The organism is Aestuariivivens sediminis (assembly GCF_022662105.1).
GTDB lineage: Bacteria > Bacteroidota > Bacteroidia > Flavobacteriales > Flavobacteriaceae > Aestuariivivens > Aestuariivivens sediminis.
The window spans coordinates 682,721-707,935 of sequence record NZ_JAKMCP010000001.1 but is presented as its reverse complement, the minus strand read 5'-3'; the positions used below and the strand labels follow the sequence as shown (position 1 = coordinate 707,935).

27 protein-coding genes are annotated in these 25,215 nt (G+C 36.2%); 6 read left to right on the top strand and 21 right to left on the bottom strand.

Going from position 1 to position 25,215, the window contains the following annotated elements; genetic code table 11:
• Window positions 1-5: 5 nt before the first annotated feature.
• From nuoL to MR054_RS02940, 4 genes are read left to right on the top strand one after another with little or no spacing between them, the layout of a single operon-like run.
• Complete coding sequence (gene nuoL / locus MR054_RS02955) at window positions 6-1,922, top strand: NADH-quinone oxidoreductase subunit L (RefSeq protein WP_242084142.1); 1,917 nt, start codon at window positions 6-8, stop codon at window positions 1,920-1,922.
• A gap of 12 nt (window positions 1,923-1,934) precedes the next feature.
• Entirely contained in the window at window positions 1,935-3,422 is a 1,488-nt protein-coding gene (locus MR054_RS02950) for a complex I subunit 4 family protein (protein WP_242156084.1), read from the top strand.
• 20 nt (window positions 3,423-3,442) lie between these two features.
• Entirely contained in the window at window positions 3,443-4,870 is a 1,428-nt protein-coding gene (locus tag MR054_RS02945; RefSeq protein WP_242084145.1) for an NADH-quinone oxidoreductase subunit N, read from the top strand.
• Between the two features lie 7 nt (window positions 4,871-4,877).
• The gene (locus MR054_RS02940) at window positions 4,878-5,219 is read left to right on the top strand and encodes a hypothetical protein (RefSeq protein WP_242156078.1); all 342 of its coding nucleotides are present in this window, start codon (window positions 4,878-4,880) and stop codon (window positions 5,217-5,219) included.
• Here MR054_RS02940 and MR054_RS02935 read toward each other — a convergent pair.
• The 6 genes from MR054_RS02935 to MR054_RS02910 all read right to left on the bottom strand — a co-directional run bounded on the left by MR054_RS02935 (window position 5,216) and on the right by MR054_RS02910 (window position 10,590).
• Window positions 5,216-6,115, bottom strand: coding sequence for a metallophosphoesterase family protein (locus tag MR054_RS02935; protein ID WP_242156076.1), 900 nt, complete (start codon window positions 6,113-6,115; stop codon window positions 5,216-5,218). The genes MR054_RS02940 and MR054_RS02935 overlap by 4 nt on opposite strands.
• Before the next feature lie 133 nt (window positions 6,116-6,248).
• Window positions 6,249-7,289 carry a transporter gene (locus tag MR054_RS02930; protein WP_242084151.1) on the bottom strand — a complete coding sequence of 347 codons (1,041 nt, stop codon included), beginning with the start codon at window positions 7,287-7,289 and terminating at the stop codon, window positions 6,249-6,251.
• Window positions 7,290-7,364: 75 nt separating this feature from the next.
• Window positions 7,365-7,736 carry a hypothetical protein gene (locus MR054_RS02925; RefSeq protein WP_242156074.1) on the bottom strand — a complete coding sequence of 124 codons (372 nt, stop codon included), beginning with the start codon at window positions 7,734-7,736 and terminating at the stop codon, window positions 7,365-7,367.
• Window positions 7,737-7,847: 111 nt separating this feature from the next.
• The gene (locus MR054_RS02920; RefSeq protein WP_242156072.1) at window positions 7,848-8,573 is read right to left on the bottom strand and encodes an SGNH/GDSL hydrolase family protein; all 726 of its coding nucleotides are present in this window, start codon (window positions 8,571-8,573) and stop codon (window positions 7,848-7,850) included.
• Between the two features lie 89 nt (window positions 8,574-8,662).
• Window positions 8,663-9,841 carry an acyl-CoA dehydrogenase family protein gene (locus tag MR054_RS02915; RefSeq protein ID WP_242084157.1) on the bottom strand — a complete coding sequence of 393 codons (1,179 nt, stop codon included), beginning with the start codon at window positions 9,839-9,841 and terminating at the stop codon, window positions 8,663-8,665.
• 89 nt (window positions 9,842-9,930) lie between these two features.
• Window positions 9,931-10,590: a tRNA1(Val) (adenine(37)-N6)-methyltransferase gene (locus MR054_RS02910; protein ID WP_242156070.1), complete on the bottom strand. Its 660-nt coding sequence runs from the start codon at window positions 10,588-10,590 to the stop codon at window positions 9,931-9,933.
• Window positions 10,591-10,812: 222 nt separating this feature from the next.
• Between MR054_RS02910 and MR054_RS02905 the strand changes: the two genes are divergently transcribed.
• The gene (locus MR054_RS02905; RefSeq protein WP_242156068.1) at window positions 10,813-11,271 is read left to right on the top strand and encodes a DUF2383 domain-containing protein; all 459 of its coding nucleotides are present in this window, start codon (window positions 10,813-10,815) and stop codon (window positions 11,269-11,271) included.
• 1 nt (window position 11,272) lies between these two features.
• Here MR054_RS02905 and rimM read toward each other — a convergent pair whose 3' ends face one another.
• The 3 genes from rimM to MR054_RS02890 form a co-directional block, all read right to left on the bottom strand.
• Window positions 11,273-11,797, bottom strand: a complete 525-nt coding sequence (rimM, locus tag MR054_RS02900; protein WP_242156066.1) for a ribosome maturation factor RimM — start codon at window positions 11,795-11,797, stop codon at window positions 11,273-11,275.
• Between the two features lie 184 nt (window positions 11,798-11,981).
• Window positions 11,982-12,500, bottom strand: a complete 519-nt coding sequence (locus tag MR054_RS02895) for a 30S ribosomal protein S16 (protein WP_242156064.1) — start codon at window positions 12,498-12,500, stop codon at window positions 11,982-11,984.
• A 107-nt stretch (window positions 12,501-12,607) separates the two neighbouring features.
• A complete protein-coding gene (locus MR054_RS02890; protein ID WP_242156062.1) occupies window positions 12,608-13,672 on the bottom strand; it encodes a lactonase family protein in 1,065 nt (354 codons plus the stop codon).
• A 411-nt stretch (window positions 13,673-14,083) separates the two neighbouring features.
• On the opposite strand from MR054_RS02890, the gene MR054_RS02885 reads away from it, so the two are divergent.
• Window positions 14,084-14,533, top strand: coding sequence for a ferritin-like domain-containing protein (locus tag MR054_RS02885; protein WP_242156060.1), 450 nt, complete (start codon window positions 14,084-14,086; stop codon window positions 14,531-14,533).
• Window positions 14,534-14,603: 70 nt separating this feature from the next.
• Here the strand turns inward: MR054_RS02885 and MR054_RS02880 are convergent, their stop codons facing one another.
• The 12 genes from MR054_RS02880 to MR054_RS02825 form a co-directional block, all read right to left on the bottom strand.
• Entirely contained in the window at window positions 14,604-15,389 is a 786-nt protein-coding gene (locus MR054_RS02880) for a cytochrome c biogenesis protein (protein WP_242156059.1), read from the bottom strand.
• Window positions 15,390-15,579: 190 nt separating this feature from the next.
• Window positions 15,580-16,167: a hypothetical protein gene (locus tag MR054_RS02875; protein WP_242156043.1), complete on the bottom strand. Its 588-nt coding sequence runs from the start codon at window positions 16,165-16,167 to the stop codon at window positions 15,580-15,582.
• A 3-nt stretch (window positions 16,168-16,170) separates the two neighbouring features.
• The gene (gene nrfD, locus MR054_RS02870) at window positions 16,171-17,508 is read right to left on the bottom strand and encodes an NrfD/PsrC family molybdoenzyme membrane anchor subunit (protein WP_242156037.1); all 1,338 of its coding nucleotides are present in this window, start codon (window positions 17,506-17,508) and stop codon (window positions 16,171-16,173) included.
• Window positions 17,505-18,419, bottom strand: a complete 915-nt coding sequence (locus MR054_RS02865) for a 4Fe-4S dicluster domain-containing protein (protein WP_242084179.1) — start codon at window positions 18,417-18,419, stop codon at window positions 17,505-17,507. The genes nrfD (MR054_RS02870) and MR054_RS02865 overlap by 4 nt, the downstream gene beginning before the upstream one ends.
• A gap of 188 nt (window positions 18,420-18,607) precedes the next feature.
• Window positions 18,608-19,006 carry a c-type cytochrome gene (locus MR054_RS02860; protein ID WP_242156027.1) on the bottom strand — a complete coding sequence of 133 codons (399 nt, stop codon included), beginning with the start codon at window positions 19,004-19,006 and terminating at the stop codon, window positions 18,608-18,610.
• A gap of 10 nt (window positions 19,007-19,016) precedes the next feature.
• Window positions 19,017-19,889, bottom strand: coding sequence for a hypothetical protein (locus MR054_RS02855; RefSeq protein ID WP_242156021.1), 873 nt, complete (start codon window positions 19,887-19,889; stop codon window positions 19,017-19,019).
• A complete protein-coding gene (gene nrfD / locus MR054_RS02850) occupies window positions 19,886-21,202 on the bottom strand; it encodes an NrfD/PsrC family molybdoenzyme membrane anchor subunit (RefSeq protein ID WP_242156019.1) in 1,317 nt (438 codons plus the stop codon). Before nrfD (MR054_RS02850) ends, MR054_RS02855 begins: the two co-directional genes overlap by 4 nt.
• A gap of 2 nt (window positions 21,203-21,204) precedes the next feature.
• Window positions 21,205-22,206, bottom strand: coding sequence for a 4Fe-4S dicluster domain-containing protein (locus MR054_RS02845; protein WP_242084183.1), 1,002 nt, complete (start codon window positions 22,204-22,206; stop codon window positions 21,205-21,207).
• Window positions 22,207-22,226: 20 nt separating this feature from the next.
• The gene (locus MR054_RS02840) at window positions 22,227-22,493 is read right to left on the bottom strand and encodes a hypothetical protein (protein WP_242084185.1); all 267 of its coding nucleotides are present in this window, start codon (window positions 22,491-22,493) and stop codon (window positions 22,227-22,229) included.
• A gap of 6 nt (window positions 22,494-22,499) precedes the next feature.
• On the bottom strand, window positions 22,500-23,399 hold the full coding sequence (locus tag MR054_RS02835; RefSeq protein ID WP_242084187.1) for a DUF5777 family beta-barrel protein: 900 nt from the start codon (window positions 23,397-23,399) through the stop codon (window positions 22,500-22,502).
• A gap of 16 nt (window positions 23,400-23,415) precedes the next feature.
• Entirely contained in the window at window positions 23,416-23,793 is a 378-nt protein-coding gene (locus MR054_RS02830) for a hypothetical protein (protein WP_242156017.1), read from the bottom strand.
• A gap of 117 nt (window positions 23,794-23,910) precedes the next feature.
• The gene (locus tag MR054_RS02825) at window positions 23,911-25,092 is read right to left on the bottom strand and encodes a hypothetical protein (protein WP_242156015.1); all 1,182 of its coding nucleotides are present in this window, start codon (window positions 25,090-25,092) and stop codon (window positions 23,911-23,913) included.
• Window positions 25,093-25,215: the final 123 nt, after the last annotated feature.

Genomic DNA, 25,215 nt, shown 5'->3' with positions numbered 1-25,215 from the left:
AGTATATGAACATTAGTTACATAATATTAATTCCGGCCATTCCATTGGTGGTTTTTTTACTACTTGGAATCTTTAATCAAAGGATTAAACCCTCAGTTTCTGGTTATGTTGGCGTATTTGGATTATTGGCCTCAGCATTGATGTCAATTTATGCAGCCTACCAATATTTTTTTGTAAGTGGTAATGTCGATGGTGTTTTTCAAACTTTTTCTCAAAAGACTGTTTGGATGAATTTTACCGATAGCCTTCACATCGACATGGGTATTTTAATTGACCCCATATCGGTTATGATGCTCATTGTTGTATCAGTTGTTTCCCTTATGGTACATATTTATAGTAGGGGTTATATGAAAGGTGATGACGGCTATACCAAATTCTTTGCCTTCCTTTCATTATTTACCTTTTCCATGTTTGGTTTGGTTTTGGCTACCAACCTGTTCCAAATTTATATTTTCTGGGAATTGGTAGGGGTGTCTTCTTATTTGTTAATAGGGTATTATTATACCAAGACCTCCGCTATTGCAGCCGCAAAAAAAGCTTTTGTTGTTACCCGTTTTGCCGATTTTGGATTTTTAATCGGAATCTTAATTGTAGGATATTATACCGGAACATTTGATTTCGAAACATTAAATAATCCTGAAGGTAGTGCCATATTAAATTGGGCTTCATCTTCTTTTATGGGGTTGTCTGCTTTAACCTGGGCTTTAATATTGATTTTTATGGGAGGTGCAGGTAAGTCTGCTATGTTTCCATTGCACATATGGTTGCCCGATGCCATGGAGGGTCCAACGCCCGTATCGGCATTGATACATGCGGCAACAATGGTGGTTGCAGGGATATTTTTAGTAGCACGGTTATTCCCTATGTACTACTTTGTCGATAATGGCTTTGTGCTCAATATAGTGACATATGTTGGTGCCTTTTCGGCATTATTTGCTGCCATTATTGCAATTACTCAAACCGATATTAAACGCGTTCTGGCCTTTTCTACCATGTCACAATTGGGCTATATGATGTTGGCCTTAGGTGTTTCGGGTTATGACGGTCATGAGGGTGTGGGCTTTATGGCTTCAATGTTCCATTTGTTTACCCATGCTATGTTTAAAGCCTTATTGTTTTTGGGAGCTGGTTCGGTAATCCATGCGGTTCACAGCAATTATTTAAAAGATATGGGGGGATTACGAAAATATATGCCCATTACGAACACCACCTTTTTAATTGCAGCTTTGGCCATTTCGGGAGTGCCACCTTTTGCGGGCTTTTGGAGTAAGGATGAGATACTGGTTGCAGCTTTTGAACAGGATAAACTGATTTATTTTGTTGGGGTATTCGTTGCCGGGCTTACAGCTTTTTATATGTTTAGAATTTACTTTGGAATTTTTTGGGGAAAGGATAACACCTATGAACATACCCCCAAAGAATCACCTTTATCTATGACCTTTCCACTTTTGGTTTTAGCTTTTCTAAGTATGACAGTAGGATTTATACCATTTAGTGAATTTATATCGCCTAATAAGGTAGGTTTCGAAGCCCATTTAAATTATCCTTTGGCAGCTGTTGCCACTGTAGTAGGATTAATTGGGATTGCCTTGGCTTGGGTATTTTATAAAAAAGAGAACTCATTAGCTGATAAATGGGCGATTGGATTTGGAATGTTTTATAAGTGGACGAGTAATAAATTTTACTTTGATGAGATTTATATGTTTGTGGCTAAGAAGATATTTTTTAAAAGAGTTTCAGAGCCCATTGCAAAATTTGACAGAAAGTATGTTGATGGGACCATGGTTGGTATTGGAAATACGACGGTGGGAACATCAAAAAAAATTAAAGGATTGCAGTCCGGTAGAGTACAGGATTATGCCTTTGCATTTATTGCGGGAGCGGTTGTTATAGGATTGGTGTTTATTTATTTCTGGACATGATAACAAATTAATATGGATATTTTATCACTTTTTATTCTTGTACCTATAATTAGCATTACGGTATTATTGTTTACTAAAAACTTGAGACAGGCCAGAATTACAGCCATGATCGGAAGTATAATTCAACTAAGTATGGCCATTAATTTGGTGTTTAGTTATTTTAAGGAACGGGCTGTAAATGATAGTCTCATGGTGTTTACTAAAGATATAGTTTGGTTTGCACCTTTTAATATACATTACAGTGTTGGTGTTGATGGCATTTCAGTGGCTTTGTTACTGTTAACCTCTATTGTGGTTTTAGCCGGGGTATTCATTTCATGGAAAATGTTTGATTTGCCAAAAGAATTTTTTATTTCTCTTATTGTACTGTCAATTGGTGTTTATGGATTCTTTATTTCAATGGATCTTTTCACCATGTTTGTCTTTTTCGAGATTGCTGTTATTCCAATGTATTTACTCATAGGTATCTGGGGGTCAGGACCAAGGGAATTTTCTGCCATGAAATTAACATTGATGCTTATGGGTGCATCTGCTATTTTATTGATTGGAATTTTGGGGATCTATTTTAATTCGGATGCGGATGGTGGAGCCTTAACATTTAATATATTGGAAATCGCAAAAGTTAACATTCCAATCGAGGCACAGAAGTTATTTTTTCCGTTGACTTTTGTTGGTTTTGCAGTTATAGGAGCCTTATTTCCATTTCATACTTGGTCTCCCGATGGTCATGCATCAGCTCCTACGGCAGTTTCAATGTTACATGCGGGAGTGCTAATGAAATTGGGTGGGTATGGCGTTTTTAGAGTGGCCATGTATTTGTTACCGGAGGGCGCAAAAGAGTGGTCGTGGATATTTATCATCCTTTCTGTAATAGGGGTAGTTTATGGCGCATTTAGTGCTATCAAACAAACCGATCTTAAGTATATTAATGCCTATTCTTCCGTAAGTCATTTGGGATTGGTCTTGTTTGCACTTTTAATGTTAAATAAAACGGCATGGAATGGGGCCATAATACAATCGCTTTCACATGGTTTTATGACCGCTTTGTTTTTTGCATTAATCGGAATGATTTATGAAAGGACGCATACGAGAAATATTGCTGAACTTGGTGGCTTACTTAAGGTAATACCTTTTATTTCCACTATATATGTGATAGCTGGATTGGCGTCGCTGGGGCTTCCGGGATTTAGTGGTTTTGTAGCCGAAATGAACATTTTTGTAGGAGCTTTTCAAAACGACAGTTTATTTGTTAGAATAGCCACGATTCTTTCTGTTACGGTTATAGTGATAACGGCAGTTTATATTCTTAGAGTCGTTGGTATAATGCTTATGGGACCTGTTAAAAATGTAGCTTATCTAAAGTTAGAAAGAGTTACATGGTTTGAAAAATTGGGAATATTACTTTTGTTAGTCCCTATAGTAGGTATTGGTGTGGCACCACTTTGGATTAGTAATATGATTTTAGAAAGTTTACAACCCTTTATACAGGGCTTATTATAAAATTAAAGAACACAACTAAAATGGATTTCAGTAACTTTTTGTTAATGCGGTTTGAGGTCATACTATTGGCAGTTATTTTATTACTGATAATAGGAGAGATTTTTATAACTCAGGCCAAGAAAGATGCCGTTATACATCTGGCGATCTTTTTATTTGGAATACATACTGCTGTTGGTTTCTTTAATTTAGATGATGGTAGTTTGTTCGGAGGGATGTATCGAACCAACACCTTAATTCAGTGTTTTAAAAGTATTCTAAATGTTGGAGTTTTAATTTTATTGTTACAATCTGGTGATTGGATACAGGAAAAAATAATGAAACACGGAAGAGGTACTGAGTTCTTTGTCCTTCTGTTCTCTTCTCTTTTTGGAATGTACTTTATGATCTCCTCTGGAGATTTCCTTATGTTTTATTTAGGACTGGAGTTATCAACACTTCCTGTAGCCGGTTTGGCCGCTTATGAAACCACAAAGCGTATATCCAGTGAAGCCGGTATAAAATTAATACTATCGGCAGCTATGGCTTCGGGAACAGCACTTATGGGGATATCATTATTGTATGCCACAAGCGGATCGATTTACTTTAGTGATGTTATTACAGCTATAAGCCCTGATAGTTTAACCATCTTAGGTTTTGTTTTATTCTTTTCAGGTCTTGCATTCAAAATTTCATTAGTACCATTTCATTTTTGGACGGCAGATGTATATGAAGGATCTCCCATAGCAATAGCCTCCTATTTATCCGTTATTTCAAAGGGTGCAGCAGTTTTTATCTTAATGATTTTATTGTTCACAGTATTAAAACCTTTAATCGGAATTTGGGAAAAACTGCTTTATATTATTGCAATTGCTACCATGTTTATAGGGAATTTGTTTGCACTTAGACAGCAAAATATGAAACGCTTTTTAGCGTATTCTTCAATTGCTCAAGCCGGTTTTATCCTTTTAGGATTGATTATAGGCAATCAACTGGGAGCAGCAACCGTAATATATTTTGTTTTAATTTATATATTTTCAAATTTGGCCGCCTTTGGTGTTGTTCAAGCCATATCTCTTCAAACAGGTAAGGAACTTATGAGTGATTATGAGGGGCTGTATAGGACCAACCCTAACCTAAGCTTAATTATGATGCTTGCATTGTTCTCTTTGGCTGGAATACCTCCAGTTGCCGGATTTTTTGGTAAATTCTTTTTGTTTACAGCAGCCGCCAGCGAGGGGTACTATTTTTTGGTCTTTTTAGCGGTTGTTAACGTAACCATCTCCCTGTACTACTATTTATTAGTAGTTAGGGCCATGTTTTTACGAAAGAGTAATAATGCGATACCATATTTTAAGAATAAAATATATATGAGATTGGGGTTATTAATAACCGTTATAGGTATTTTAATTCTTGGTATTTACAGCCCGCTATATGAATATATTTATGAATTGAGTATTAACCTTCAATAAAAATACGATGTCATTATCTGGAAAGCATATGTTTGGTAATATTGGGGATACAAGAGTTACTTTTGTTGAAAAAGGGGTCACTGAAAACAGAAAGGAATTCTTGAAGGATTTATTAGAGTATAACGGATTCGAGGTCATTACTGAAGAAGATAAGAGAAAATCGGAAGAAGACCCTCAATTGTATACCGTTGCTGTTACTGATATGGTTTTTAACCCAACCATATGGGTGTTTCAGCGAAAGCTGGAAACCTTCGATGGACGAAAAGTAACCAGAGGGTATTGGAATCAAGAAACTAAAGATGCCAAACCACAATATTGGAATAATGGATCATCCAAACAAGATATTTAACTGGTTATATACGATGTTAATTTTTGTGGTCCTTCAAGTAGTACTCTAACAATTTTGAGGACACCATCATCTGTGGTTTCTATATGCCATTTGATGAGTGAAATCATCCCATTTTCAATTTCAATACCTGTAATACTTCTGGGATGCACGCAACTCCCGTCGTTAAAATAAGCGACATCTCCTGGTTCTGGAAAACGTGGCCTGTGGGTATGCCCAACTATAGTAAGAAGGTTGTTGTTGTCTCTAATCCATCTTTTAGTTCTTCGTTCAACCTTTATAAGTTCTCTGTAATTTTTAGCAGGACTTGTCGGATCTGCAATGCCCATCACGTTTAAAGGTTTCCAAAGTATGCGTACCATAAACCTGCTCAATTTCCAGAAAACAAAATTCCACCAGTCGGCTTGATGTCCATGAGTTAAAAATAGTAGCTGATCGGATTTGCGATGTTTTAATACAAGGCCTTCATGATAGGTTATTCCCTTAAGTAAATCTGTTGTTTCACCAGATTTAGGTTCAAAATAGGTGGACAAATGCTTTTCAACATACTCGGGATTTTTGTATACCATATCATGGTTGCCCCATATCATATGTAATCTACCCGCTAGATAAAACCGTTTTAACAAGAGATAAACATTTTTATGAGCATTAAAAATGGCCTCAAATGACAGGTTTTCCCATAGTTCATCACCATCACCGATTTCGAGATAATGAAATCCCTCATTGAAGTAATGCTTTAGGGCATGGTAATAGATGTTTCTGTTGTTGGCAAAATCATCGGCAAAACTATTATCCCCCCGATGACAATCACTAAACAAGATGAATTTATCATCATCATCAAAATAGATTACCTTAGCATTTTGGTAAGCATTGTTCAGTCTTTTGTTAGTTGAAAACATAGAGGTAAATGTAAACAATAATCTTTAATCATTTTGAAGGTTCGTTTAACCATAAAACCTTAATAATTAATTAGGTATACATAACAGGCTGCCTTTTATCCCATCAAAAATTTTTGTTAAAATTCTGAATTGCTCAATGAAAAGCCTGCTGTACTCCAAATGTGATATTGTAGTTTTGCTTTAACTGAATCCCATTTAAATCTTGGTAAAGTGGTGTTGAAATTTCGGCAGAAACCCTAAAATCTCTTAAGTGACCATTGGTAATCATATAGTTTAAACCAAAACCAGAATTAACGATTGTTGCTCCCGAGTTAGAACTATCCGCTGTGCTTACCATCATGGGATTTAGCAGTGGGCTTGAGCCATGAATTTCATCAATAAACAGACCTTCTATTCTTATGGAAACACTTAAATTATTTCCCGCTCTAGCAGACAGCCAATGGTTTAGACTATAACGGTTTCCAAATCTGTAATCTTGGTCATTTTCATTTAAACTTAAGGCTGCCATAAGTTGGTGCCCCCAGGATAATTTATTGTTCTGTCCCAAATAAGTTAACCCCAAATTTACGCCAAAGGACCCTGTGCCCGTTTGCATGGGGTAGGGTAACTGCAAAGCATTACCCATAGACATGGGTAAAACGGCTTTTTCTTCTATGCTTCCGGTGGGTAAAGATAGGCCTAATTGTCCATGCATGGCTTTTTGATTTTTATTAAATATCCTATAAAGGGTATTTATAGAAAGGTCACCAAATCCATCGGTTCGGGTTGAAAATTGATTACCGTCACGCATTTGTAAATTCATGCTCTGTTCTAAGTAATTAGCCATAACCATAAAGGTTAAGGTATTCGATGGGGCATACATGGCCCCCAGCATATGCATGTTCATAACCATATCTTGAGGTGCTACCATGTATTTGGCATGTGCGTCAGCATTTGTTTTATCGTTGGTGCCTTCTCTTAATTCTCTCATGTCCATAGTCATATAGCGATAAGAAATCATAACCCCTCCTTTGTGATGTATGTGATCTCCCATTACAGAAATAGGCGCATGACCGTCTGCTCTGTTATTGGTCCATAAATTCGGTTGCATGTGTGCTTCATGATTATGATGCTCATGCTGAGCATGTATATAAGTTGTTGCAACGCATAGCATTGCAATGAAAAAATGTTTCATTGTATTATGTTTAAAATATTTACTATGTATAATGAAGTCTTTGATAAAATCTTCTAAAGAGAAGAAGAAAACGGATTAGACAAGCTCTGGAGGCTGTGACTTATCCTGACAATAGTTAAATTGATATAGACGATTATAAGAATATATGCGATTAACGTTCAAAGAGCAAATTGATAATCCATTGATTTGAAAAATGGTAACAAATCCTATGGGGTAATGCTCCATAGAAACAGACAATGCCGAAAATGGTTCTTGTTCCTGCTGTTTTTTTAGTTCTTTGGTTAAATGACATTTCCCATTACACTGCAGTTCAGGTTTTTCCTTATTCATACACAAAAAATTGGCAATATACTCATGGTTAAGAGCATATTCCAAATAAGGTTGTATAGGCCTTAACATGGCTATGACATACAAGAAAACCAAACTTACAGCAACTGTTTTATGCAAGGCAAAACTTTTTACAAATATAAGTTTTGTAAGTACATTTATGAGGAGATAATCAGTAAAACTTTAATTCTTTAATTGAATTTATATGTGGTAAGGTTGAGATAAAAAAGATTAATCTTTTAGCTTATTTATGGCATAAGGCAACATGAGTTCTACAAATTTGCTGTAAGCTAATTTTGAGGGATGTAACCCATCTGAAGCCACTAATTCAGGTTGTTCTAATCCTAATCTTGTAATGGGTGTGATATTTATATAAGTAATACCATTTGTTTCACAATAATTTTCAGCAAAATTATTATAAGAATCAATGTCGGATGAAATGGACTCATTTCCATTCCCAAAAGGGGTATAGGCATAGTCTGGTATAGAAATAACTATGCAGTTATTTTTGTCACTTTTCCCCTTAGCAATGGCTGTATTTACAAGTTCCGGAAATTCTGATTCGTATATGGAAAAGGATTTGTTTTGATACTGATTATTAACACCTATTAAGAGTGTAACTAAATCATATTCATTAGTGATGTTTTCCGTTTCAATGGCACGAATTAAATTGGTCGTAGTCCATCCAGTGGTAGCAATAATTTTTAGTTCAAATTGATAATTGGCTTCAAATTTACGGACAAGACTGTCCTTTAATTGTTCAGGAAATTTACAACTTTCACATACGCTTTGCCCGATAGTATAACTGTCACCTAAAGCTAAGATTCTGAAAGTGGTTTGAAGGCTTTCCGATTCATTGAAATCTTCATTAATATTATTATCCTGTAAATGTTGTGTAGAACAACCCAGGCCTATAATAATAGAATAACATGCCAATACATAATTAATCTTTTTCATTTTTGAATTTTTTGCAAAGATATAAATTAATGAAATCTTGCAATTCTATAAAAAAAGATTAATTATGTATGGATTTCTTGTTTTATGAATTATTTAAATGCATTAAGTCCGGTGATGTCCAATCCGGTTATTAATAAATGGATATCGTGGGTGCCTTCATAAGTAATGACGCTTTCAAGGTTCATGGAATGGCGCATAATACTGTATTCACCTGTAATACCCATACCACCTAGAATTTGACGAGCCTCTCTCGCAATATGAATAGCCATATCAACATTATTACGTTTGGCCATGGAAATTTGTGCTGAGGTGGCACGACCCTCATTCCGTAATACCCCTAATCGCCAGGTGAGCAGTTGCGCTTTCGTAATTTCAGTAATCATTTCAGCAAGCTTTTTTTGTTGTAATTGAAACTGTCCAATCGGTTTTCCAAATTGAGTGCGCTCCTTGCTATAGCGCAAAGCAGTATCATAACAATCCATGGCTGCACCAATGGCTCCCCAAGCAATACCATAACGAGCTGAATCCAAACAACCTAAAGGCGCACCCAAACCTGATTTATTGGGTAGTAAGTTTTCCTTAGGGACTTTAACGTTGTCGAAAATAAGTTCACCTGTAGAAGACGCGCGTAAGGACCATTTATTATGAGTCTCAGGTGTTGAAAATCCCTCCATACCACGTTCAACAATTAGTCCATGAATACGGCCTTCTTCATTTTTAGCCCATACAATTGCAATTTGGGCAAAAGGGGCATTACTGATCCACATCTTTGCACCATTTAATAAATAGTGGTCTCCCTTATCTTTAAAATTAGTGGTCATCCCGCCAGGATTACTTCCGTGGTCGGGTTCTGTTAATCCAAAACAACCTATCCATTCCCCACTGGATAATTTTGGCAGATATTTTTGACGTTGTTCTTCATTACCGTATTTCCAAATGGGATACATGACTAAAGAGGATTGTACAGAGGCGGTACTGCGTATACCGGAGTCGCCTCGCTCGATTTCCTGCATGATTAATCCATAAGAAATTTGATCTAATCCGGCACCACCATATTCCATGGGAATATACGGTCCAAAGGCACCTATTTCGGCCAAGCCATTTATTATTTGTGTTGGAAATTCTGCTTTTTGGGCATAATCTTCAATAATTGGAGACACTTCGCGTTTCACCCATTCCCGAGCAGCATCACGAACCAATTTATGTTCTTCTGTTAAAAGTTCGTCTAGATTATAATAATCAGGGGCTTCAAATAAATCTGGTTTCATGAAATTAAATTTTATTCAGTATTTAGGCAAAATTATTTAAAATTAAGAATAAAACACGGATTTTACTAAGAATAAAATAATTTAAATGGTTACATGTTTAAATAAAAATCTTGAGTGAGATCTTTATATTTCTGGGTGTATTGGTGTCTTTTAGCTTCAATAATTAATTGGGTCCTTCTAGCATTACCTTTGCGGAACGAAAACCTTAATAAACTGCGTTTAATTTGTGAACTTGGTGTCCCCTTAACATGCATAATGGTAATGGGATATAGTCCGTATTTAAATGCAGTTGCAATGAATTGATCTTCTTCTTTAAAAGGGATGATAACAGAAAAATTACCATTATCAAGCAGTAATTTGGAGACACAGGCTATTAAATGGTCGAAAGGTAAGGCGTCTTGAAATCTGGCCAAATTGCGAGGATTGTTTTTTGTTCGATAGTCCTCCGAATAGAAAGGGGGGTTACAAACTATAAGATCATACTTGACTTCGATTTCATCAACAAATTTGTTGAGTGAAGTATGGTAACAAAACAGCCGATCACTCCATGGCGAATGTTCAAAATTATCAACACACTGTTCATAGGCATCACCATCAATTTCTATAGCGTCGATAAGTTTGGCTGAACTGCGTTGTGCCAGCATCAAACTAATAATTCCAGTTCCAGTTCCAATATCTAATATGGAAGCGGGATTGTGGTCAATAGAGGCCCATGCGCCAAGTAATACCCCATCTGTCCCAATTTTCATGGCACATTGATCTTGTTTAACCCTAAACGCCTTAAAAACAAATGGCTTGTTCGACATCTTGATTTTTGGATACTAAATTATGAATAAGTAAAGGGTTTAGAAAATTACAAGAGTATTTTTAAATGTTAAAAAGATGTAGATAAACTATGTTAAAATTTATACTTATCGCATCTGTTTTTAGTTATATTTACGTAGTTAGTTTAAAAAAGTTGAATTGTTAACATGAATATTTCAGAGAAAGTTATTACTAAAATCAATAATGTATTGATGATGAACTATGAAGCAGAAAAGATTTATTTAGATGCTTCTGAATTAGTCGATGATAATGAGTTTAAGGCTTTTTTTAGTGAACGTGGCTTTGAAAGAAATGAATTTTCCAGAGCATTACAGAAAGAAATTACTAAACTTGGCGCTGAACCACAAAGCTTCGATAGATTAAACAGGCTAAGTAGCAGGTATCATATTATTTGGAAAAATATGAGACCCTTACTGAAGAAGGGTAATGAGCGAGAATTGCTGGATCAGGTTTGCAGTGTTATACAATGGAGTATTGATAATTATAATAGCTTACTACAGGAAATTAACTTGAGTTTGTCTTTGTGTAAATTGTTAGTGGGACAGCGTGATATACTCCATGTCACAATGAATGCCATTAGAGCAAATAGAACTCTTGCGGTATAGCCTAAAAATTTAAGTCAATTAGGCCTTCGGGTGTTTCAACCAAAATGGTTTTAGTATTCCGATCAACTTTAAGAATAAATTCATCGTTCATGGGAATTAAAATTTCCTTTCCATTGCTTTCAATTTCAAAAAGTGCTTGAGCAGAGCTGTCGTTTATAGATTTAATGGTTCCCACATCACCGTAATTTTTATCCTTTACGGCAAATCCAATAACTTCATGAAAGTAGAACGTATTTCCTTCTAGTTTTGGAAGGAGATCTAGAGGTAAAAAAAGATTACTTTTCATAATAGTGTCAGCATCTGCTTCCGTGTCAACATCTTCAAATTTTATGCGAAGTAGCTCCGATTTGTGTAACTGGGCATATTCGACGAAAAAAGGGACTAAATTGTTTCTCAATTCCAAAAAAATGGTCTCTAAATGCTCATAAACCTCTGGTTGATCTGTATCAAGCTTCGCCAAAACTTCCCCTTTAAAACTGTATTTTTTTACAATTTTACCTAAATAAAAACAATCCTCTTTGTTCATGATAAATCGTTTAAAATGTTGACCTGAACTGACATTACCAGATACTCAAAATGACTTTTCCGAATCTTATGATACGTTTAATGAACCTTAAAAATCGTTAGCATTACTGGAAAAGGTCATAACGTATTTTAATAAAAAAACTCCGATATGAATATCGGAGTTTAAAAGTATGAAAAATAACGTTTTATTCTTCTTCGTTTGTTGCTTCAACTTCAGCAGCAGGAGATTCTTCTTCCTCAACTTCTTCTTCAACAACAGGTGCTGCTGCAGCTATCCTAGCTTCATTAACAGCTTTTTCAGCAGCCAAGGCCTCTGCCTTCGCTTTTGCCTCAGCTTTAGATAAGCCATCTGCTTTAGCTTGTACTTTTGCAGCTTTTTCCTCTAACCAGGCATTGAATTTTTCTTCAGCCTGTTCTTCTGTTAAAGCTCCCTTTTTAACACCGCCGGCTAAATGTTTCTTTAATAAAACACCTTTGTAGGACAAAATGGCTCTGGCCGTATCAGTTGGTTGAGCCCCGTTTTGTAACCATTTTACGGCACCATCAACGCTTAAATCAATTGTTGCTGGATTGGTATTAGGATTGTAATAACCTAATTTTTCTAGGTATTTACCATCTCTCTTTGATCGTGCATCTGCTGCAACAATCCAGTAATAAGGTTTCCCTTTTTTACCGTGTCTTTGTAATCTAATCTTTACTGGCATAATAATTAATTAGTTGAGGTTCACGACCTCGGGTTATTAATAAGGGCGCAAAGATACTATATTTTTTTAATTATTTCATGTTTTTATTTTGAAAATACCACACTGTTTTAGAATAACAAACATACGGGTGATGCTATTTTTATCTCATGCATAAAAGACAGTGTTCCGGTGTTGTTATCTATTTTAAAAACAGAAATATTTTCACTTCTTTGATTGGCAACCAATAAGAATTTACCTGTTGGATCCAAAGTAAAGTTTCGAGGCCAATCTCCTCTAACGCCAATGTTTTGAATTTTTTCAAGGGTTCCTTTTTCAATATTTCTTTTGAATACAACTATGGAATTTTCGCCACGATTGGAACCGTATAAAAAACGTTCATCCTCAGACAGGTGAATATCGGCACAATAACTTTCAATATTATAATCGTCTGCTAAAGTTGAAATGGTCTCAATCCACTCGAATCCATCATTTGTTTTTTGAGCCGAAGTAATGGTACTCGAAAGTTCGTTTATAATATATATAAATTTCCCATCCGCTGTAAATGTGAAATGCCTGGGTCCGGATTTGGATGGTAATGGCACAATATTGGAATCTAGCAGCTTAAAGTTATGGTTTTCTAAAGTGTATTCGTACACGGCATTTTTTCCTAAATCAGCTACATATAAATACGATCTTAAAAAGGCCGCGGAATGAGCATGGGAAACAATGGAATCGGTATTGTGGTTTATGACTTGAAAAGCAGGGTTTAGTGTGCCATTGTCATTAATTGTAAATAAGGAAACATTACCTCCGGAATAATTGGAAACAGCGGTTTTATTGCCAGCATCATTGATGGCAATATGGCAGGGGTGGGCACCATGGCTTTCTACCGTATTGAGATGGGACAGCAAACCATTGGAATCCACCTTGAAAGCGGATACCGAACCTTTTTTGGTCTCGTTAACGGCATATAAATAGTGGCGGTCTGGTGAGTAGCATAAATACGAAGGATCTGTTGTTTTTGCAGCTAATTGCAAAGCGCCAAGCGCACCGGTTTCCGTATTAAACTGGAATTGGTAAATGCCTTCGCTGTCGCCGGACGTATAAGTGCCAACGTATAAAGGGATTGTCGGGTTTGAGCAACAGACAAAGGATAAGCCTGAAAGGGCTAAAAGAAATATCTTATGCTTCATGGTTTTCTAATTGAAAGGGTATAAAAGTATAAATAATTTCCATAGGGACTCAACGTATTATAAACGGAATACTTTTTTTAAGAAAAGATAAGGTAAAATAGGCTAAACTATTTTGAGTGCACTTAAAAATTATGATTATTTCTTTAGTCAGAACCATTTCTCTATAGCATTCTTTTTGTAATTTTCATTTTATGCTGCGGTATTTTTGATTTATTCATATTTTTCAATACGTATGTAAGTGTTTATTGAGTTTTGTTAAAATGGTGTCCAATAGTGTTAAAGTCACGTTATAAATACTAATTTATGTTAATTTATTTGACATGAGGCACATATTCCTGTATACTATAGTTGCAGATGTGAAACAATACGCATCTCTAAAGAATTTATTGAAATTTAAAAATGCAAATGATAATGAAGTACACTGAAAAAATTTCAAAAAAATTAAATGAATTATTAATTAAGAATTATGATGCGGAAAAAGGATATCTTAATGCCGCAAATAGCATATACAGTCCAAGATTGAAATTATTCTTTGAGAAATGTGCCACTGAACGCAGTGAATTTGCCAAGGAATTAAGGACTGAAATTTTGCGATTTGGTGAAGAACCTCAGGCTTCAGGTAGTTTCAAAGGAATAGTCCATAGAAATTGGATGACCTTAAAATCGTTGTTTTCATCAAATGATGAGGAAGTTATTCTGGAAGAGGCCATAAAAGGCGAAAAAGCAAGTTTAGAAGAATATAATGAAATTCTTAAAGATGAAACCTTACCTTCTAGTACGGAATCATTATTAATTAAGCAAAAAAACGCACTTAAAGAGGCCATCAATACCGAAAGAGTGCATGAAGAATTGGTATCATAAATAATTAATCCTAGATAGATAAAGCGCAACAAAGCATGTTGCGCTTTTTTTATTGATGATAATGTAATACTTATGATTCTTCCACCTGATATTGGAATTTATCGATTCTACGCTTGTTTATACCTGCAATGATTATAAGAGCTATTATAAAACTTAATACAAACCAAAGATAAATTGGGAATACCGGTGTATCGCCACTGCCGTAGCTATGCAATCCTTTGGTGAAATAGTAATTGACACCGATAAAAGTCATTAGCACCGATCCAAAACCAATAATAGATGCCACATTAAAGATAAATTCACCCTTAATTTTTGGGGCTAACCGTAAGTGAATGATTATGGTATAGACCACTGTGATAACCAAGGCCCAGGTTTCTTTAGCATCCCATCCCCAATAGCGCCCCCAGGACTCATTGGCCCATACCCCACCTAAAAAGGTTCCTACCGTAGCTAATAATAAACCTATAGTTATAGTCATTTCATTTATATAGGGTAATTCCTTGGTTATTAAAGATAATCTCTTATAATTATGATTCGTTTTCAGAATATAAATAACCATGTTAAACAGCCCTAATACCAATCCTAGTCCTAAAAAACCATAACTAATGGTTAATGTTGCGACATGAATTATTAACCAATACGATTTGAGAACAGGTTGCAAGTTTGTTAATTGTGGATCGTAACTGCTATGACTGGCGGTCATTAAGGTCAAAAATGCCAAAAGGGTAGTGGCTGCTAAAGTAATCCTGGAATATTTGCTAAAACTAAATCCCGCCAATAAACTTGCCCAGGAAACTAAAAGTAATGCTTCGTACCCATTACTCCATGGCGCATGTCCGGATAGGTACCATTTCATGACCAAACCATAGGTGTGTTACATGGATCCTGCGAATAGGAATGCTATAAATATATTTAAGGTAATGGATAGGATTTTAATACGATTCGAGCATAAATTGTCAATGAAAGCCAGGAACAATAAAATCACACTTAATATTGAATATAGGTTCCCTAGCCTTATAAAAATGTTGGCGTTATTATAACTAATTTCATGTTACCATTCCTATTTTGCGTATTTTAAATAAAATGTATATGATATAGCATATAATAAACCAAATAGAAAAAATCAACGCACTAATAATAAGAATGAGTGGGATTGGCGCATTTGCCGCCGCCGCCCAAAGTGATCTTTTTTCGTGAAATTGGCTTGGTGAGGGCGATGGTACTCCCCATTTTTTTATGGTTTCAAGAGTCATATCGTTGTAAAGATCTGAATCCATTAATTTAACCAAAATGGCAACATTCCCTTCGGGATCACCCGGAAGATCATTTGGGAATTCAACTTTAATCGTGCCGGTTTCATCCGTGGCATTAAAAAAATCGCCAATGGGTAAATTACTAAAGGATCTCTTCACATAAAAATAAAGCTCAAGGTCTTCTATGGGCTCATCGTTTTTATTTGTTGCCGTCGCAACAATGATTTTAGAATCGGCATCTTCAATAAAGGATAACTCTATTTTTGCGTCTTCCATCATGTCGTCCTCTTGCGCTAAAACTGTATTAAAGCTGAAAAATATTATTAGCACTGACCATGATATTTTTAAAACCCAAATAATATTAAACAACGTTGCTTTCATTTTTTAAAAATTTAGTATTGGATGGCGTTTTGAAACATGTTCATGCTTTTGAATCGGTATAATGGGAAATAGTTTAATAAGAATGGTAATAATTAATAAAAACCAGGCAAATGAAGCAAGGGTTATAGCCCATTCTTCCCAAGTCGGATTGTAATGCAAATAGGATTCATCCACTCCTTGAATAGGTAAATATGGATGCTGAAGAGATGGAATGACAATTAAAAACCGTTTAAACCATGCTCCCAATATTATAAATGTTGAAATTATAAATATGGGTAAGGATCGCCGCATGCCTTTAAAAAGCAAGAAAACTATAGGTAAAACCAGGCCGCCTAATTGAACAAACCAATACATTGGTGCATATTTACCAACAAATAACTCTATAATATGTTCTCCTTCAACCCCAACCATTTTAAATGCAGGTCCTAAGTATTCGTTAATGTTAAAGTATAGGTATACCAATGATAATAAAACCAATAGCTTACCCATTTTATCAAAATGAGCTTCTGTAATATAAGCCTTTAGATGAAGAGACTTTCTTATAAAATACATAGCAATAATTATTGCTGCTGCACCAGCCATAAAAGCCCCTGAAACAAAGTATGGCCCAAGGTTAGTACTATCCCATCCAGGGCGCCATGTGGTTGCAAACAGCCAAGATGTAACCGTATGTATGGCGAAAGCAACAGGGAGTACCGAAATCGCTAAAATTTTAGTCACCTTTTGAAGCATGTCAAGTTGATTGGGGTGGTTTCGCCAATTAATAGCCAACATGCGGTATAACTTTTTTTTCCATTGGGGGATTGCCGTTAATCGATCACGACAAAGGGCAAGATCCGGGAGTAAAGACGAATAAAGTAATATTAAACTAATCACCAGATAGGTAGAAATAATGATCACATCCCATATAATTGGCGACTGAATTCTTAAATATCTAATGACATAAAAGAATCTATCCGGTCTTCCCATATCCACAATTATAATGACAATGGCACATATGATAGCAGATACAGCAATAATTTCAGAAATTCTTGTAAGGGGCTTTGACCATTCATTTTTATTTAGTTTTAAAATAGAACTGAAGAGGGATCCTACAAGACTAATGGCAACGAAGAACACAAAGTTAGAAATGTAGATACCCCATGAGGTATAATCTCTCATGGCGGTAACAATCAACCCATATTTTAGCTGGCGATAATACCCATACATTCCTATTAAAATAATAAGAATTAAAAAGGCAATCCATAGTTTATAATTCAATGAGGTTTTTATGATATGTCTTAAAAGATCTTTTTCTCTTCTCTCACGAAACTCTTGTTGATGTTCACTTTGCTTGCTCATGATGTGCTGTTTTCTGAGTTTTCTTTTTCAAATGGGAAGAGTCGATCAACGGGCGGTAAATAATAAACACGGGGCTTTGTTCCTAATTCTTCCATGTATCGGTACCCAGCCTTGTCTTTTAGAAGTGTACTTAATCTAACAGTCTCCTCTCCGTTGGTTACAGAGTCTTCAAGTTCGTTTCCAAAATAAATGACCCCGTTAGGACACGCTGTAACACAGTGTGGAAGTTTATCTTGTCGGAGCATTTCAGGACAAAAATCACATTTTGCCACGGTACCTTGTTTGCTCGGAAGACTGGTTTCTGGAGAATAGGGTATGTCTAATTTGCCTTCAGGAGGGTTACCCCAATTGAATACCCTTGCCGAATAGGGACAGGCAGCCATACAAAAACGACAACCAATACAACGTTCATTATCAATCAATACAATACCGTCCGTACGTTTAAAGGTGGCGCCAACGGGACAAACTTTTACACAGGGGGGGTTGTCACACTGAAAGCATTTTTTTGGCATCCAATAAGGAGAAGATTTTTCATTGTCTTTCATTTCAAGAACCTTTATATAGGGTCTTTCCGGAGTTAGATTATGATGTTTATCGCAGGCCTGAATACATTTTCTGGCATTCTTGCATTTACTTAAGTCTACAACCATGACAAATTTTTTTCCGGGAATACCTTCACGTGCTTCGTCTGGTGGTGCGCCATGGTACAAGTGTTCCATGGCTTCAATTTCTGAATTGGGCACTTGGACTAGTTTGCCATCTGGAGTTAATAAGGTTGATTTTTCCGATGATTTATCCTTACAGGAGGAAAGTGAATTAAATGCTAGCCCGGTTGCTGCAAGAATACTTCCAGTGGACAGTTTTTTTAGAAACCTTCTTCTAGAATCAGGGTGTATTTTATCGTCTTCCATAATTACTGTTTGAATAAAACCAACAATCTATTAGAAGACTAAATATAATGCGTAAAACCTTGAAATTTGATGACTTATGTCATGTTTGGCATTTTTGATTTTTGATAAAAAACTGATATTAACGGCGTTTAATTCGAAAAAAAAACCGAACATGTCGTTCGGTTTTTTTTCAAATGGAAGCAAAAAAATTATTCGGCTAATGTTCGCATATAATTTACTATTAGCCATCTGTCCTCGTCCTCTGGAATTTTTTTCGTGTATTCTGGCATATCATCTTTTCCAAACGATGTTTTGTAGAAAAGTACGCCATCCGTTTGCTCCTGGAATTCTTCACTGGAAAAATCTCCTAAGTCTCCATTCATTTCTGCAGCTTTAGGGCCATCGCCATAACCTTCCTTTCCATGACATGATTTACAATGCTTACTGTATAAGGCCTTTCCTATAGCCAGATCTTCATCAGGATTCGTCGGATTCTCCATATTTACATACTTTTCGGGTATATTCCAGCCATCCTGAAATACTGCTGTAAAGGAATATAAACTCAATATTAAAATTCCTATAAATGTTAATGTTTTCAATACTTTCATGATATTATAATTAAGATTTAGATATTTTCAATAAGTTAAAAAATAGATATATAATAAACCCCCATATTCCAAAAATTATTAAATTCGGGAATATTAGCAAAAACAACGGTGTTTTATTTCGTGGCGACCACATGGTTCTGTCATCGAAGGTCGATTCCTCTATTATGGGAGAACCAAAAGGCGCCTTAACAACTGCCTTTAGGGTGCCATATAATTCACTATCATTTAATATCACCTCAATCATTAAATTTCCATTAATTCCTGGAATGTTTTTATCAATAGCTACAATAATCGATCCATTTTCATCGGTCATGTTAAATTCTTTTCCAATTCTTAAAGGTCTAAACAATCGTTGAACCTGAACATTGAGTAATTGGTCACTTAATACACTGTCTGTTTTTGTTTCTTTAAGCATGGCACTAATGTAATTAATGCTATCTTTGGTTATTAAATTTGTTTGGATGGAGGCATCTTTAAAGCTAATGCTTTTAGAAACCTTTTTATAGGCGTCATTTCCTTTAAACTTCACAACGAAATTATAGGTATTGGTCGAGTCTGATGCAATGGTATTAAAATCATTCAAAACAAATTTACATTCACCATTCCTGTCAGTTGTAGTCGAACCTAATTCGACATTCTCATCGTCAATTTCGTTGTAAACGGTTAAATCGATGTCGGAGACGTCAATATTTTCTCGATTCACCCTCGAAAAAGCTTTTATATTAAAATAAGACAGACTGTCTATAATTTTAATATAGTCTACTTTTAACCGTACCGTATTTTTTTTAGCTTTTTGGGCATAAACTGAGGAGAGACCGGAAGAGGATAAAAACATTCCGATGATTACGAGAAAAACAACAGGAAATTTTGGCATCTTTTTCATGATTCCGTAGTTTTCTTATTTGTGGTCATATTCTTTTCAAATGCTGTTCGTTGTATGGGGATAACTGGCAAATAACGAACACATAGCGTAATAATTAATAAAGCCATCGCTAAAGTTGCAAAAGTGATAATCCATTCATGGGCACTTGGGAAATAATGGTGCCAGGATTCAGGGACACCTTCAATAGGTAAAAAGGGATGCAAAAGAGTTGGGATAACGATAATGTATCGTTTCCACCAAGAACCAAGAACTACCATTAAGCCAACGATGAACATCAGTCCGGGCCTTCTGCCTTTTTTAAATAATAAAATAACCAGAGGTAAAAGCAGACCAACGATCTGTGAGAACCAAAATAAGGGAGCCCATTCACCAAAAACCAAGGAATTTAAATGGATGTCTTCTTCAACAGGCGCTGTAAAAATTGGGATTAGATACTCATTAATGTTGAAATAGAGGTAAGTTAGACAGGCCAAACCCAAAAATTTTCCCAGCTTATCAAAATGATAATCCGTGATATAATGGTCTAAACCTCTAACCTTCCGAATAATGTAAACCATGGTAACTAATGCGCCTAATCCCGCAACAAAAGCGCCTGAGATAAAATAGGCTCCCATATTGGTGCTATCCCATCCAATTCTATAGGTAGTCGAAAACAACCATGCATCTATAGTTTGTAGAATAATACTAACAGGGATAATTAAAATAGCTATGATTTTAATGGATTTTTCTTGTATTGACTTCTGACGTTCACTGCCCGTCCAGTTTAGTGACAATTTACCATACCATTTGCTGAATTTGGGTTTCGTCTTCTCGTAATATTTTTTAAGAATACCCAAATCGGGTAAAAGTGGAAAATACAATAACAGGAAACTCAAGGCAATGGTGGTTGGAATAATAATGACATCCCAGGTAATTGGGGATTGTAATCTTGCATGAATAAACAGGTTTAACAATCTGTCCGGGCGTCCCATATCAATCATAATGGTTAAACCAGCCATCACAATAGACGCGAACGTAATGATTTCAGCAATTCGAACTAAAGGGGTTCTCCAGGAATTATTCGTTAATCTTAAAATAGCCACGGTAACAGATCCTACGAAACTGGTTGCAACAAAAAAGACAAAATTTGAGATATATATGCCCCAAAGTGCATAATCTCTCATGTTAGTGACTATCTGACCACTTCTAATTTGGTCAATGTATGCAATGAGTCCCAGAACAATAACAATAGCCAAAAAAATAACCCAAATTCTGCCCCGTTTCCCAAATTTTCTAGGAGCTAAATTTTCTACAAGAGTATCATAATTTTTCATGGTCATTCAGGTTTTTCAGAAATAGTGGGTTTTTCAACCGATTCAAATTCCTTGTAATTTTCCAGACCTTTGTCAAATTCGACTAAACGATTTACAGGGGGTAAATAGTAAACGCTTGGAGCAGTACCCAATTCTTCTAACAATCGGTAACCGGCTTTATCTTTGAGTAATTTGCTCAGACGCAATGTTTCCTCGCCATTGGTTACGGTATCTTCATATTTATCTCCAAAATAGAATACACCATTCGGGCAGGCCGTTACACAGTGCGGCAATTCATTTTCATGTATTTGATGAGGGCAAAAATCACATTTATCAGGAGTCCCTTTTCTACTTGGAACACCGGCATATTCTATAGATGGATTGTCATGACATCCATCTACCATGTTCAGGGTAATCTCGCTCATTTCACCTTGTTCAGGTTCACTCCAATTAAAAACACGAATGGAGTAGGGGCAAGCCGCCATACAGAAACGACAGCCAATACAGCGTTCATTGTCAATTAAAACCAATCCATCTCGTCTTTTAAAAGTGGCATCAACAGGGCAAACGGTAACGCATGCCGGTTGGTCACAGTGCATGCAAGTTCTCGGCATCCAATACGGTGCCGTATCTTTAGATTCTTGCATTTTATGGACTTTAAGCCAGGCATTTTCGCCGGTGACATAGTGATGTTTATTGCAGGCAACAACACATTTTAAGGCATTTTTACATTTAGCCAGATCAATAACCATTACAAATTTCCGATTCGGAAAGCCTTCTCGAACATTGTATTTGGTGTCATGGTCTTCTGAGTGTTCTATTTCTATAACCTCCGAAGCATCCACTTTAATTATGGAGCCGTCGGTAGTCATTAATTCAACTTTGTCCTTGCTATCTGTTTTATTTGAAGCACCTAATTTTTCAGATAGCTGTGACAAACCAAGTCCACCAATAGCAGATGCGAACCCTATCTTAAGGCCTTTATCAAGAAATTTACGTCTGGAGTTTTTGTTATCTTCCATCATGAATTAATTTTCAACTTGCATTACTGCTTTTTTCCCAGCCATTTAAGAAGAGATGTATTGGAAACATCTTTCTTTATGATTTTTGATTTTTTTAGTGTACTTACCTTAACCTTAACGGTTGTGCCATCCGGTTTTAATAAGGTTTGATAGTCTTCTTCATCCGGGGAAAGAATGGTCCTGTCATTTGGACTACCCATTCCGAAAAAAGGCAACAATAAACTACCCCCCAATATGGGTAAAAAACCTCTTCGAGACAGTTGATGTTCTTTTACAGAATTTTTATTCATAAAGCCTTAAAAATTATAATTACGGGTTATGTTAAACCCAAATAAGGTGCCACCATTAAGAAAATCATTGGTGTTTTTCATGTAATTAAATTGAGGTAATATGCTATTAAAGTTGGTCATAAATATTTGGAAGGTATGGGCTGAAGTAGAAAATTCTGCACCAAAACTAAATCCTGTAATATTGTACTTATCATCATTAAACTGTGTTACAGGGGTACTAATATCCCATATGAGTGCGGTTTGAGGGCTCACTTTATAGCGCCCACCAAATGCTATGGAAAAACGATCATGTTCACCATCATAACCATAATTAACCGCGTTAAAGTGAGATAAACTTGGTGCGATTTGCAATGACACCTTCGAATTAAACCGTTTAGCAATAATGAGCTGATGGAAGTAAGAATAGCGGTCTTGTTTTTTCAAGAACGGCCCGTTGTTGGCATCCGGAGGAATAAAGTCCCCATTAGGATATTTGGTATCAAAAGACCGACCATCTATGGCAATATTTCCAAAATAGCTGATATTAACAGGTATACTTCCGGATCGGGTTTGTTGTAGTAACCCCACCTTTAAATTGAAGTCACTCATTCGATTCTTTTTGGTGATACCGTATCCTACCGTTACCCAATCTAAAACCGCATAGGATAGAGCGATTCTTATATTGGAATTTGCGCCATAAATTCCTGCCAGAGAGTTCTTTTCTTCTATAAGGCCAAATCGGTGCTGCATCATCACTTCCAAGGTGTTTTTATTAAACAGGACATTCGAGGCATTATCAATTAAAGTAGCGCTTTCAAAAGCAGGACGGGCGGGTTTTTCCACAATAGAGTCTTTAGCCTTTTTTTGGGAAAAGCACAAAACCGGAATTATTAGGAAGACGAACAGTAATATTTTATAATTTTTCATTGTAACATCTTTAGTGTTAGTTATTCTCGGCGCCATCATCAATCCACTTTTTAATTAAAGCTAACGAATTCGCATCCACATTTCTATGACCATTATCCGCCAGTTGAATGTAAAGTCTACTCGTGCTGCTGTTCCCGGGGTTAACATATCCTGCAAGTAACGATGTATATGCGTTTCCGGCCGTTAAGTCTGGAGCTTGCCCGGAAGTATCATGACATTGTGTACAATTATAGGTTACAAATATGGGCGCAATATCATCTACAAAAGAGACTACAGTGCCGGGATCAATAACCACATCATCTTGCTCTATTTCTTCCGGGAATTCGTCATAGTAACATGAAAATAAGACCAGTGGGATAATGCTAACGAGAACTATTTTAAATAGTTTTTTCATTGTAATTAATTTTATCTTTAATTCATCAACTTCAATTTTATTTAAAATTGATTAACCGACTTAATTAGGAGACATGCAATAGCTTAGTTATCAGGCTAAACTATTGCAATCATCCAATTATTGTAAGTTAGCTATGGAATTTTTAATTAATGATTTTGCATAATTAGGGTTGTGGATACCATGACTTCTATCTTCTAAGATAAACAAGAAGTTCCAGGCAGCTTCTGCATCTTTTAAGTCAAACAGACCGGTTTGCGGATGCCATTCATCATCATCTGGATCATTTGGATCTCCTTCATCTAAATGAACAATACCTACAACCGGAACAGGAGTGACACCGTCAGCTTCAAAAATGGGTTCGTCGTTGTCGTCAATAGCCTGACCTACTACTTGCTCTAGTAGTGCCCCTAATGTTGCCATATCTTCTTCTAAACCGGCAACTTCCAGGTCTTGTGCATTGCCGCTATGGCAATCTGTACAATTGTTTCTTGTAGGATTCCAACTGTGACCAAAGGAGCCATCTGTGGTATGGCGCATATGGCAATCGATACACGCAGCTGTATCGGTCCTGTGCGCAGCTTGCTTGACTGCGGGGATATCTTCAACTAAAGTGAACGTAGTGTAGGCTCCTAACAGTCCTTCTAATAGAGCGGTTTGTGGACCGTGGTGTGGTCCCCAATGGCCACTGGTTTGCAAATATTTACCGGGATAGTCATCTGCTATAGGTGTACCCCTTCTAGGTTGGTGACAGTTGGCACATAAATTACTGGCATTGCCGTAATCTAGAACATAATCTGGCAGAGCGTCATTTTCAGCAAATACTCGAAATTCCACTGCATCGAGTGTTCTAACGGCATAATCGTTACCGTCTTTTTCAAAGTCGAATGAACGGTGGTCATCATGGCAGCCGTTACAGTTTAATGGATTTGATATTCCATAACCACCAACGGCTACTGCTCCTGTCTCTATATAATCAATGAAACCTTCATTATTATGGCATGGAGCACAACTTTCTCTGGTGCCTCTAGTCCATGCTTCATAAGAATACCCTGGCTGGCCACCGTGACCTGAAGTTAAGTATGCATCAAAAATTCCTTCTCTATGCGATGTGCTGTGGCAGTCGATACATTCCTGAACACCAACTCCGTCAAGTCCATCGAGGCCATCGAGGCCATCAACCCCATCAACCCCGTCAATGCCATCTTGACCTGGAATCGCGGTATAATCACTTGTACATTGGAATAACATTAAACTCGATGTGATAACAATCAAGTTAATAATGAGCTTTAAATTTTTCATGATGATATTTGTTTATTAAAAGATGCACGAAAAATATAAATTAATGGTCCCCAAAACTATGACAAATGTTAGGTTTTGGTGTCTTTAAAAAAAATTGTGGCCAGGAGCAGTAATTTTTTATTT

Coding starts and splice junctions, on each gene's coding strand:
- MR054_RS02845 (WP_242084183.1), bottom strand. CDS start 22,206: ATGATGGAAGATAACAAAAACTCCAGACGTAAATTTCTTGATAAAGGC.
- MR054_RS02940 (WP_242156078.1), top strand. CDS start 4,878: ATGTCATTATCTGGAAAGCATATGTTTGGTAATATTGGGGATACAAGA.
- MR054_RS02920 (WP_242156072.1), bottom strand. CDS start 8,573: ATGAAAAAGATTAATTATGTATTGGCATGTTATTCTATTATTATAGGC.
- nrfD (WP_242156019.1), bottom strand. CDS start 21,202: ATGAAAAATTATGATACTCTTGTAGAAAATTTAGCTCCTAGAAAATTT.
- MR054_RS02905 (WP_242156068.1), top strand. CDS start 10,813: ATGAATATTTCAGAGAAAGTTATTACTAAAATCAATAATGTATTGATG.
- MR054_RS02830 (WP_242156017.1), bottom strand. CDS start 23,793: ATGAAAAAACTATTTAAAATAGTTCTCGTTAGCATTATCCCACTGGTC.
- MR054_RS02890 (WP_242156062.1), bottom strand. CDS start 13,672: ATGAAGCATAAGATATTTCTTTTAGCCCTTTCAGGCTTATCCTTTGTC.
- MR054_RS02875 (WP_242156043.1), bottom strand. CDS start 16,167: ATGAAAGCAACGTTGTTTAATATTATTTGGGTTTTAAAAATATCATGG.
- MR054_RS02855 (WP_242156021.1), bottom strand. CDS start 19,889: ATGAAAAAGATGCCAAAATTTCCTGTTGTTTTTCTCGTAATCATCGGA.
- MR054_RS02865 (WP_242084179.1), bottom strand. CDS start 18,419: ATGGAAGACGATAAAATACACCCTGATTCTAGAAGAAGGTTTCTAAAA.
- MR054_RS02840 (WP_242084185.1), bottom strand. CDS start 22,493: ATGAATAAAAATTCTGTAAAAGAACATCAACTGTCTCGAAGAGGTTTT.
- nrfD (WP_242156037.1), bottom strand. CDS start 17,508: ATGAGCAAGCAAAGTGAACATCAACAAGAGTTTCGTGAGAGAAGAGAA.
- MR054_RS02945 (WP_242084145.1), top strand. CDS start 3,443: ATGGATTTCAGTAACTTTTTGTTAATGCGGTTTGAGGTCATACTATTG.
- MR054_RS02935 (WP_242156076.1), bottom strand. CDS start 6,115: ATGTTTTCAACTAACAAAAGACTGAACAATGCTTACCAAAATGCTAAG.
- MR054_RS02910 (WP_242156070.1), bottom strand. CDS start 10,590: ATGAAAATTGGGACAGATGGGGTATTACTTGGCGCATGGGCCTCTATT.
- MR054_RS02915 (WP_242084157.1), bottom strand. CDS start 9,841: ATGAAACCAGATTTATTTGAAGCCCCTGATTATTATAATCTAGACGAA.
- MR054_RS02950 (WP_242156084.1), top strand. CDS start 1,935: ATGGATATTTTATCACTTTTTATTCTTGTACCTATAATTAGCATTACG.
- MR054_RS02880 (WP_242156059.1), bottom strand. CDS start 15,389: ATGAAATGGTACCTATCCGGACATGCGCCATGGAGTAATGGGTACGAA.
- MR054_RS02885 (WP_242156060.1), top strand. CDS start 14,084: ATGAAGTACACTGAAAAAATTTCAAAAAAATTAAATGAATTATTAATT.
- rimM (WP_242156066.1), bottom strand. CDS start 11,797: ATGAACAAAGAGGATTGTTTTTATTTAGGTAAAATTGTAAAAAAATAC.
- nuoL (WP_242084142.1), top strand. CDS start 6: ATGAACATTAGTTACATAATATTAATTCCGGCCATTCCATTGGTGGTT.
- MR054_RS02860 (WP_242156027.1), bottom strand. CDS start 19,006: ATGAAAGTATTGAAAACATTAACATTTATAGGAATTTTAATATTGAGT.
- MR054_RS02835 (WP_242084187.1), bottom strand. CDS start 23,399: ATGAAAAATTATAAAATATTACTGTTCGTCTTCCTAATAATTCCGGTT.
- MR054_RS02930 (WP_242084151.1), bottom strand. CDS start 7,289: ATGAAACATTTTTTCATTGCAATGCTATGCGTTGCAACAACTTATATA.
- MR054_RS02895 (WP_242156064.1), bottom strand. CDS start 12,500: ATGCCAGTAAAGATTAGATTACAAAGACACGGTAAAAAAGGGAAACCT.
- MR054_RS02825 (WP_242156015.1), bottom strand. CDS start 25,092: ATGAAAAATTTAAAGCTCATTATTAACTTGATTGTTATCACATCGAGT.